At 70.7% G+C, this 9,786-nt stretch carries 9 protein-coding genes; 4 read left to right on the forward strand and 5 right to left on the reverse strand.

All coding sequences use genetic code 11. From position 1 onward, the window contains the following. The first annotated feature begins 247 nt into the window (after positions 1–247). Together VIG79_RS09125 and VIG79_RS09130 are read left to right on the forward strand one after the other, a co-directional pair. A complete protein-coding gene (locus tag VIG79_RS09125; protein ID WP_331884802.1) occupies positions 248–1,447 on the forward strand; it encodes an acyl-CoA dehydrogenase family protein in 1,200 nt (399 codons plus the stop codon). A 42-nt stretch (positions 1,448–1,489) separates the two neighbouring features. Continuing rightward, positions 1,490–2,065, forward strand: coding sequence for a general stress protein (locus VIG79_RS09130; RefSeq protein WP_331884804.1), 576 nt, complete (start codon positions 1,490–1,492; stop codon positions 2,063–2,065). 106 nt (positions 2,066–2,171) lie between these two features. On the opposite strand, the gene VIG79_RS09135 is transcribed toward VIG79_RS09130, so the two are convergent. Together VIG79_RS09135 and VIG79_RS09140 are read right to left on the reverse strand one after the other, a co-directional pair. Continuing rightward, complete coding sequence (locus VIG79_RS09135; protein WP_331884806.1) at positions 2,172–3,680, reverse strand: aminopeptidase P family protein; 1,509 nt, start codon at positions 3,678–3,680, stop codon at positions 2,172–2,174. Between the two features lie 115 nt (positions 3,681–3,795). Then, positions 3,796–5,535 (reverse strand): hypothetical protein, encoded by a 1,740-nt coding sequence (locus tag VIG79_RS09140; RefSeq protein WP_331884808.1) that lies wholly within the window; start codon positions 5,533–5,535, stop codon positions 3,796–3,798. Positions 5,536–5,827: 292 nt separating this feature from the next. Here VIG79_RS09140 and VIG79_RS09145 point away from each other — a divergent pair, with 292 nt between their 5' ends. Beyond that, a complete protein-coding gene (locus VIG79_RS09145; protein ID WP_331884810.1) occupies positions 5,828–6,031 on the forward strand; it encodes a DUF2945 domain-containing protein in 204 nt (67 codons plus the stop codon). On the opposite strand, the gene VIG79_RS09150 is transcribed toward VIG79_RS09145, so the two are convergent. After that, positions 6,018–6,680, reverse strand: a complete 663-nt coding sequence (locus VIG79_RS09150; RefSeq protein WP_331884812.1) for a Crp/Fnr family transcriptional regulator — start codon at positions 6,678–6,680, stop codon at positions 6,018–6,020. The two genes, VIG79_RS09145 and VIG79_RS09150, sit on opposite strands and share 14 nt — an antisense overlap. Positions 6,681–6,875: 195 nt before the next feature. Between VIG79_RS09150 and VIG79_RS09155 the strand changes: the two genes are divergently transcribed. Beyond that, on the forward strand, positions 6,876–7,034 hold the full coding sequence (locus tag VIG79_RS09155) for a hypothetical protein (protein WP_331884814.1): 159 nt from the start codon (positions 6,876–6,878) through the stop codon (positions 7,032–7,034). 128 nt (positions 7,035–7,162) lie between these two features. Here VIG79_RS09155 and VIG79_RS09160 read toward each other — a convergent pair whose 3' ends face one another. Continuing rightward, positions 7,163–8,740 (reverse strand): peptide ligase PGM1-related protein, encoded by a 1,578-nt coding sequence (locus tag VIG79_RS09160; RefSeq protein WP_331884816.1) that lies wholly within the window; start codon positions 8,738–8,740, stop codon positions 7,163–7,165. Next, positions 8,737–9,786: response regulator (locus VIG79_RS09165; protein ID WP_331884818.1), on the reverse strand; the 1,050-nt coding region annotated here is incomplete at its 5' end. The genes VIG79_RS09165 and VIG79_RS09160, both read right to left, overlap by 4 nt.

Raw genomic sequence — 9,786 nt, forward strand, 5'->3', positions numbered from 1 at the left:
GCGATCACACGTGCAGGTCCCCCGGTGGAGCGAAGTTGGTGCTCCGACGCTGACTTCGCTCCATCGAGATCGGTCAGGGCGCGGATCACGAACGACTGGTTCGAGTGGAGAGGTGTGAGAGCGCTAGAGCGCTCGGATATACCTCCAACCGGGTCAGGCGCGTAACCGGCGGCCGGGGAGAGGCCGGGAGAGGCGCGCGTCACGTTTGGGTCGCCGCGCGAGGCGCCCTCGCGCATACTCGCGTGTCATGGCGCGGTTGCAGCAGACCGAGGGGCTCAGCGACGAGCAGCAGGACTTGTTGAAGCTCGTTCGTGCTTTCGTTGATGACCAGGTCATCCCCGTGGCCATGGCCCTCGAGCACGCCGACGAGTACCCGACCAAGATCGTCGAGCAGATGCAGGAGATGGGGATCTTCGGGCTGATGATCCCCGAGGAGTATGGCGGTCTCGGCGAGTCGCTGCTGACCTATGCGCTGACCGTCGAGGAGCTCAGCCGCGGCTGGATGTCGATCAGCGGGATCATCAACACGCACTTCATCGTCGCGTACCTGCTGCTCCAGCACGGCACCGAGGAGCAGAAGCAGCGGTACCTGCCCCGGATGGCCATCGACGAGGTCCGCGGCGCGTTCTCGATGAGCGAACCCGGCTGCGGCAGCGACGTCGCCGCCATTCGGACGAAAGCCGTTCCCACACCGGGCGACTCGTGGTCGATCACCGGGCAGAAGATGTGGCTCACCAACGGCGGCTCGTCGAACCTCGTTGCCGTCCTCGTCAAGACCGACACCGGCGCGAGCAGCGTCTACAAGAACATGACGACCTTCCTGGTCGACAAGGAGCCGGGCTTCGGCGAGGTCGCGCCCGGCCTCACCGTCCCCGGCAAGATCGAGAAGATGGGCTACAAGGGCGTCGACACCACCGAGCTCATCCTCGACGGGTACGAGACCTCGACCGCCCAGATCCTCGGCGGCGAACCCGGCCGCGGCTTCTACCAGATGATGGACGGCGTCGAGGTGGGTCGCGTCAACGTCGCGGCCCGGGCGTGCGGGGTCGCCCGCCGCGCCTTCGAGCTCGGGATCGCCTACGCCCAGCATCGCGAGACGTTCGGCAAGAAGATCGCCGAGCACCAGGCCGTGCTGTTCCGCCTGGCGGAGATGGGCACCAAGGCCGAGGCCGCGCACCAGATGATGGTCAAGGCGGCCCGGCTCAAGGACGCCGGCGAGCGGGGCGACCTCGAGGCCGGCATGGCCAAGTACCTCGCCTCCGAGTACTGCGCCCAGGTCGTCGAGGACTCGTTCCGGATCCACGGCGGGTACGGGTACTCGAAGGAGTACGAGATCGAGCGGCTCTACCGCGAGGCACCCATGCTGCTCATCGGCGAGGGCACCGCCGACATCCAGCGGATGATCATCGGACGGCGGCTCCTGGAGGAGTACGCCGCGCGGGGATGACCACGTCGCGACCCCTCACCGAGGGTTTGCGATAATCGGGTCATGACCACGCAGCCCAAGGGCTTGAGCCAGGTCCGCGCCCGACTCAACCTCGAGTACCCGATGTCGCTCGGGACGTTCGAGAAGTACGAGGAGGCGCAGAAGCTCGTCGACACGCTGTCCGACAAGGAGTTCCCGGTCCAGAACTGCCTCATCGTCGGCACCGACCTGAAGCAGCTGGAGCGCATCACCGGGCGGCTCACCTGGGGACGGGTGCTGCTCGGCGGCGCCCTCTCCGGCGTGTGGCTCGGGTTGTTCGTCGGCCTGATCTTCGCCCTGTTCGCGCCGCAGGGGGGCAATGTGATCCAGATCGTGCTCTCGACGGTGCTGTTCGGCGCCCTGTTCGGGCTGGCGTGGGCGGCGGGCACGTATGCGTTGACCGGCGGTCAGCGGGACTTCAGCTCGGTCAGCCTCATCGTGCCGAGCAAGTACGAGGTGCTGGTCGAGCACAAGTTCGCCCAGCAGGCGCGCGACATCCTCGGCGGCTCCGGGCTTGGCGGCGCGAGCCACGGGTACGTGCCGACCGGCGGGTATGCGACGGACGCGCCCGGCGGTCAGCCGCCCACCAGCCAGCTCTGAGCCTCGCGTTTTCCCGCTTCCAACCTGGAGCAGTACCCAGTTTCACGGGTCAGGCGGGCCCTGAAACTCCGTAGTACGTCCGGTTGGAAGTGGGGAGCGGGAATGGTCAGCGGGACGTGATGCGGGCGATCCAGGCCTCGACGTCGTCGGCGGTCCGGGGCATCGCCGAGGACAGGTTCTCGTAGCCGTCCTCGGTGACGAGGATGTCGTCCTCGATCCGCACCCCGGTGCCACGGAACTCGACCGGTGCCAGCTCGTCGTCGGCCTTGAAGTAGAGCCCCGGCTCCACCGTGAGGACCATGCCCGCGCGGAGCTCGGCGTCCTTGTAGTCGGCCCGCCTAGCCTGCGCGCAGTCGTGGACGTCGATGCCGAGGTGGTGACTGGTGCCGTGGACCATCCAGCGGCGGTGGTACTGGCCGTGCTCCTTGTCGATGGTGTCCTCGACGCTGACCCCCTCGGGCAGCAGCCCCCACTCGTGGAGGAACTCGGCGATCACCCGGATGGCGGTGTCGTGGATCTCGCTGAACTTGACCCCGGGCTTGATCGCCTCCATGGCCGCCTGCTGCGCCGCGTACACCGCGTCGTAGATCGTGCGCTGCGCCTCGGTGAACGTCCCGTCGACCGGCAGGGTGCGGGTGATGTCGGCGGTGAACAGCGAGTCGACCTCGACCCCCGCGTCGAGGAGCAGCACCTCGCCGTCCTCGAGGTCACCGGTGTTCTTGATCCAGTGCAGCGTGGTGGCGTGGTCCCCGCCCGCACAGATCGAGTCGTACCCGACGCCGTTGCCCTGGTGGCGCGCGTGGAGGCCGAAGACGCCCTCGACCCACCGCTCGCCGCGGCCCTTGGCGACCGCGTCGCGCAGCTGGGCGATGACCGCCTCGAACCCCTCCTGGGTCGCGGCGACCGCGAGCCGCATCTGCTCGATCTCCCACTCGTCCTTGACCAGACGCAGTGTGGAGAGGAACCGGGACAGCTCGTCGTCGGCCTCCGCCGCGCTCTGGACCGCCGCGGCGTCCGTGGCCTTCTCGGACGAGGCGGCACGGCCCTGCTCGACCTGCTCCGTCACGTCGTGGTCGGCGTCGCGCACCACCCGCACGGTCACCTTGCCGGCGTCCTTGGCCACGGCGTCGGCGAACTCGTCGATGCTGCGTGCGGTCAGCCCGTACTCCGCCTCGATGTCCTCCAGCGTCGGCCGGCCGCCGACCCAGAACTCGCCGTAGCGGGTGTCGCCGAAGAACTCGTCGGAGTCCCGCCCACCCCAGGGCTTGAAGTAGAGCACCGCGTCGTGGCCGCCCTCCGGGAGCGGTTCCAGCACCAGCACGGCGTCCGGCTCCTGGTCGCTGCCGAACCCCGTGAGGTGTGCGAACGCCGAGTGCGGCCGGAACACGTAGTCGGTGTCGTTGCTGCGGACCTTGAGGCCGCCGGCCGGGACCACCAGCCGGTCTCCCGGGAACTGGGCGCTGACCGCGTCCCGTCGGGTGGCCGCATACGGAGCGACCTCGGCGCGCTCGGGGCTCCCGGTATGCCGGGGAGCCCATCCGGACTTCACGAACGCCCGGAACTCGTCGGTCGTGGGGTTGCTGCGGTTCTCGCTCTTCTTCTGCTCCTCGCTCACCGGGCCATCGTCGCACTTACCCACCCCACGAAGTTCTCCGCACGACGATCTCGCCTTCGCCTCGATGTGTCGCGAGGACCCCACGCTTCGCTCCGATACTTCGCGGGGACCCGGTCTACGAGGCGTTGGTGATAACGACGGCCTGGCGGACCGTTCGGCCGCCGGCGCCCGGTCCGGCCAGCTCGGTGACCCGGCCGGAAGGGAGGTCGTAGGCGACGAGTCGGCTGCCGTCGCTCGCGCAGCGGGTGCCGCCGAGGTAGAGGGTGCCCCCGACGGCCACGTTGGGGACCAAGCCGGTCGCGGCCTTCGGCACCGTGATCGGCGTGACGTGACCGTCGGTCGCGAGCCTCGCCAGGGACCCGGAGCATAGGTTGTCCATCTGCACCACCGGGGAGCCGGTGGCCGCCCAGACCACCGCCGCGCGGGTGGGCGTCGCCCCCACTGGGGTCACGATGAGGGGCCGACCGACGAGGTCGTCGTAGGTGTTGACCTGCACCGACGAGCCACAGCCGACGACCGCCTCGGTCGGCGACCAGCGAGCCAGTGGCTCGCACGACGGGGGTTGGGTGAACGGCCCAGGACCGGCCACCGCGTCGGTGGCGAGGTCCAGCAGCAGCAGGGGACCGTCGCGGGACGAGAGCAGGGCGGTCGACCCGTCGCCGCTGACCAGGACGCCCGGGTGGCGCGGCCCACCGGACGTGCTCGAGAGCGCCGTGTCGTAGTCGGTGCGCGGGGTGCCGTCCGATGTCCACCGCTGGAGGCGGACCGACGAGGTCGAGTCGGTCCACAGCACCAGGTAGCCGTAGCTCGGGTCCGGCCCCGCGTAGAGCAGTGACTTCCACCCGTAGGGGGTCGGGACATCTCGAGCGGTCCCGGCCTGGAGGTCCCACTCCTGGGCGACCGACCCGACCGCGACCGTGACGTGCCGTCGGTCCGCGCTCACGTCCTCGATGACGATGCTGTCGGGCGCACTGCCCAGGGGGTAGCGGGTCCCGTCCGGGCTCACCAGCAGCAGCGTGGTCGTGACCGCGGTCGGCGGCGTCGCCGTCGCGACGACCGCCCATCCAGCGCCCACCTCGGACCAGGGGATCGACCCCCGGGTGCGTTCGCCGGGAGCGAGGGCCGGTGACGAGAGCGCGGTCGGGCTCGAGGTCGCCGAGGGCGTCGGCGAGGGCGTGGGCGCCGGGGCGGGACCGCTGTAGCGCTGGACCCCGACGGCCACGGCGACGCCGAGGGCGACGACGACGAGCGCGCCGACGGCGAGGAGCCACCAGCGCCGGTGCCGAGCGGTCCGGCGCGTGTCCGCGTCGAGGACCTCGCCGAACCGGTGCCGCAGGTCGTCGGCGCCGATCGCGTCCGCCCGGCGCTCCAGGGCCTCCGCGAGCCGATCGGTGGTCTCGGTCCCGTCGGAGGGCTCCTCGGGCCGCCGCAGGGCGACGAGCGCCGACTGCCACGTCGACTCGACCGCTCGCTCGCTCATCCGCAGCGACGCTGCCACCTGCGACCGGCTGAGTCGCGCCCAGACCTCGAGAACGACCACCTCGCGCTGCCGCTGGGGTAGGCCGAGAACGTCGCCGACGGTGTCCCGCACCGCACCCGTAGGCCGCTCGACGGGTAGCCCCCCGCGCCGGACCGCGCGACACTCGGCGACGACGCGTGCGCGTAGGTCCGCGACCGCCATCCCCGGGTCGCTACGTCGGTCGTGGCGGCGGACCAGGACGACGAAGGCCTGCTGGACCACCGACTCCGCGACGGACCGGTCACCCAGCAACAGAAGGGCGAGCCGGACCATCGACAGGCGCTGCGCCGCGTACAGGCCGTCGAGGTCGGTCGACGAGGCGGACCGAGCTCGCACGCAGACCTCCCGCCACGGGTGGCGCGGTCGGGAGCCGCGCGTTCAGGTGTTCATCGTCGCATTCGGATCCGGTCGGTGACTCGGATCGACGACCGTCACCCGGGCCGGCGGTGGGCGCACTCCACCGTCGAGAGGACGAGGTGTGCGACGTCGCCCGCCACCGCGACTGGTCGGGGACGGCGTGCGGGACGGGGGGTGGCGTACGGCCGACGCGGTGCGGGCCATGGTTGCCTCATCCGACCTGGGAACTTTCCAGGACGCGCCTCGAAACTCGCTCGTATACCGTCGGGCGGTGGCGATCAGCGAGGGCAGCAAGATCTCCTGGAACACCTCGCAGGGTCCGACGCACGGCCGGACCGTGGAGAAGCGCACGACGGAGCTCACCTTCGACGGGCAGACGTTCAACGCCAGCGACGACGAGCCCTACTGGATCGTGAAGTCCGGCAAGACCGGCGCGACAGCAGCGCACAAGGAGTCGAGCCTCACCGCGCGCTGACCGCCCGGAGCGCCTCCACGTCGAGCACGGTGACGTGGCCGCGGTTCAGCCGGACCAGGCCGTCCTCCTCGAGCCGCCGCAGGTAGCGGTTCGTGGTCGGGCGTGACGCGCCCGACAGCTCGGCCACCTCGACCTGCGTGAGCGGCAGCGTCACCTCACCCGATCGGGCGTGGTCCGCGTACTGGCCGCAGAGGTCGACGAGGGTGCGCAGGACCCGACGGTCCGCGGGCAGGTAGAGGGCGTCGATGAGGTGCGTCGACAGGCGGTCGACCCGGTGCGCGAGCATCCGCACCAGCAGGGCCTGGACACCGGAGTGCTCCTCGCACAGCTGCCGGAACTCGTCGAACCGGAGGGTGAGCGTGACGACCGGTTCGAGGGCGACGATGGTCGAGGACCGACGGTGGTCGTCGGCCAGCATCGCCATCTCGCCGAACGCCTCGCCCGGGCCCAGCACCGCGTAGGTGACCACGTCGCCCTGGGGCGTGGTCCGGCGGGAGACGACCCGTCCCTCCTGGATGAGGTGGATGGTCTCGGCCAGGTCGCCCTCGTGGAAGAGCGTCTCGCCCTTGGCGTAGCGATGGCGGTGCGTCCGCCCCAGCACGAGGCGCTGCTCCGACGGGTCCAGCGAGGCGAGCAGCCGCCACTCCATAGGGGCCAGTGCACCACGCCGCGGATGCGGGGGCAACGACGGTCAGGCCCTCGATGTCGCAAGCGAGACGTCCGCTGTGTCGCCGCGGGCACAGACCGGGAACCCGGCAGCCCCGACCGTTGAGGCAGCCGGAAACACCCGGTACCACCAGATCGGAGGTCGGTCATGGCTCCACTTCGTCGCAGTCACCGGGACATGTCCCACCATCACCCGCAGATCCGCAAGGTCGGCAAGGGGACGTGGGTCTGGGAGTGCAGCTGCGGAGGCGCATCGCGCCGCGCGGTCAGCGAGCCGCTGGCGTGGCCGGCGGCCGTCGTCGAGGCGCTCCTGCACTCGCAGCTGATCGCGCCGTGACCCAGCAGGGGTAGGCGAGCACCCATAAGCCGGTGCCGGGCCCATGGGGCGGCCCGGCATCACCGGGACCACGGGGCGTGGTCCCGGCCGGGGCCGGCCGGACCGCTGGGGGTCCGGTCGGCCCCGCGCTACCAGATCGTGTGCGGCTCCAGCGACACCCGAGCCTCGTCCCGAAGCCGCGTCTCGGCGTCCGCGTACCGCTCCTCGGCCTCCTCGGCGGTGGCTCCGACCGCCGTGATCCCGACGCGGCCGAGCTCGGTGATGGCACTCATCATGTGGAAGACGATCCCGCGCTCCCGGGCCTGGTCGTAGTGGATCCCGGAGACCGCGACGAGGTCGAACAGGTCGGCGATGCGCAAGCCCGTCAGGGACGGGTCCTCGAAGTGATCGGTGGCCACGAGGTGACGCTCGTCGCCAGAGGGGGTCAGGAACCGACTGCTCTCCGCGTCGTACCGGCCGTCGGTGAGGAACTGCAAGGTGAGGAACGGGTGGGTGGTTCCGCCGCGGCGCAGGTTGATCTCGATCGCGTCCGAGCTCCACTGACCGCCGGTCCGGCTGACCACGAAGTCGATGGCGAACCGGCCGAGGACGCCCTTGCTCGCGAGGACCTCGCCCACCTTCCTCGCCTCCGAGGAGATGAGGCCGGCGTACGCCGGGTCGGCGGGGAAGCGACACCCGAGGTACGACTGCCCCGTCGCCCCGCCGAGGATCTGGTCGTGCGTCGACAGCAGCTCGACGACGCCGAGAGGGGTCACCCGCAGCTGCACGCTGGGGCTCCGCAGATCCTCGCCGGTGACCCGCTCCTCGACGATGCCGGCCCGCGACGTCAGCCGGTCGAGGAACATCGGGAGGTCGGCCTTCTGGCTCTCCAGCGTCATGGTCATCACGCGGTCGCGCAGGGCAGCACGCTCGGAGGCGTCCCCGCTGGCGGGCAGGCCCGCGAGGTCGACCTCGGCGTTGCCGGCCCCGGACACCCCCTCGTTGAGCTTGACCATGGCGGCGGTCGCTCGGGGACGCGCGGACCGCAGTCGAGCCAGGGCGGTCACGACGTCGTCGACGGTCCGGACGTCGTTGACCCCCATGGGGTGCGAGATCCCCGCCGCGGCAAAGGCCTCGCGGGAGCCGCTCTTCGTGCCCAGGGGGACGTGGCGGGGGTCGGGACCGTACATGGGTATGCCGAGCAGCAGGGCGAGGTCCCGTTCGAGCCTGGTCGTGTTGTAGGGCAGCAGGTGCGAGAAGGCCGGGTCGGGAATGAGGGAACGGATCTGGCTGACCATCCGCGGCCGGGCCAGCAGCTTCTCGGTCAGCGGGGTCGCCGAGGAGTCGCCCACGGAGACCAGCGACAGCCGGGCCCTGGCGTGGCTGGGGATCACCCCCGGGAGCAGGGACAGGTAGTACTCGATGACCGCCGGGTCGACGGGCATCGACGTCACGTAGACGAGCTTGAGCCGGGGCTGTCGGAGCAGCAGCAGCATGAACAGGTAGCGCTCCTCCAGAGCGCGGTTGGACGCACCGGAACCCGGTACCAACCGTTCGATTGACATCGACGGGACGACGACGACCGACTCCCGAGGGTCGTTCGCCCGCATCGCCCGCCACACCGCGGGCAGTCCTTGTTGGAGGCGGTCGAAGGCCTCGTTGCGCTCGTCCTCGGAGAGGTCGTCGAGCCGGGCCGGGGAGGTGGGGGACAGCAGGGAAGTGGTCACGCGCGTACCTCATCACTCAGGCCCACGATTTCGTAGGCGACCATCGGTTTGGAGAACCCTCGAAGCTCTATCGGGCCGACCTCGTGGGCCACCGCGACGTCCCCGGCGCCGGCCATCACGCGCTGGCTGACGAGGATCTGCCCGGCGTTCGCCTGCGCGGAGAGCCGCGCGGCGAGGTTGGTGACGGTGCCGATGGCGCCGTAGTCGTAGCGCCCCTCGAACCCGATGCGCCCCAGGGTCGCGAACCCGCGCGAGATCCCTACGCCGAACCCGAGCTCGTAGCCGAGCCGCCGCCAGCCCTCGGCCAGTGCACTGACCGCCTCCCGCATCCGCACCGCCATCCGCACGGCGCGGGCGGGCGCGTCCGGGATGGGCACCGGGTCGTTGAAGAACACCAGGAGGCCGTCACCGGCGAAGTGCTCCAGGGTTCCCTCGTACTCGAAGACGAGGTCGCCGAGGGCGTGGTGGTATGCGGCGAGCACCGCCATGACCTCCTCCGGGTCGGAGGTCTCGGCGAACGAGGTGAACCCCCGCAGGTCGCAGAAGACGGCGGTGATCTCGCGTCGGTGGCTGGTGAGGAACGAGTCGTCGCCCTGGTCGAGCAGGAGCCGGGTGATCTGCGGGGAGAAGAATCTCCGGAGCGCGCCGTACCGTTCCAACCGCTCCACCTGCGCCGCCACTCGCGCCTCCAGCTCGTGGTTCCATGACGCGAGCTCGGCGGCCTGCGCGACGACCGTGTCGTGGTAGCGCTTGACCCGCAGCAGGGAGCGGACCCGGCCGAGCAGCTCCCCCTGGTCCAGGGGCTTGTTGATGAAGTCGTCCGCCCCGGCGTCGATGGCCCGGATCTTCTCGGCCGGGCCGCTCGCGGTGACCATGACGACGGGCAGGTATGCGGTGTCGGGGTTGGCGCGGATCCGGCGGCAGGTCTCGTGCCCGTCGAGGCCGGGCATGAGCAGGTCGACCAGGACGAGGTCGGTGCGGCCCTCGGCGAGCCGCTCGAGGCCCTGCTCGCCGGACTCGGCCTCGACCACCTCGTAGCCGTGGGG

The organism is Lapillicoccus sp., assembly GCF_036559105.1.
Taxonomy (GTDB): Bacteria; Actinomycetota; Actinomycetes; order Actinomycetales; family Dermatophilaceae; genus Lapillicoccus.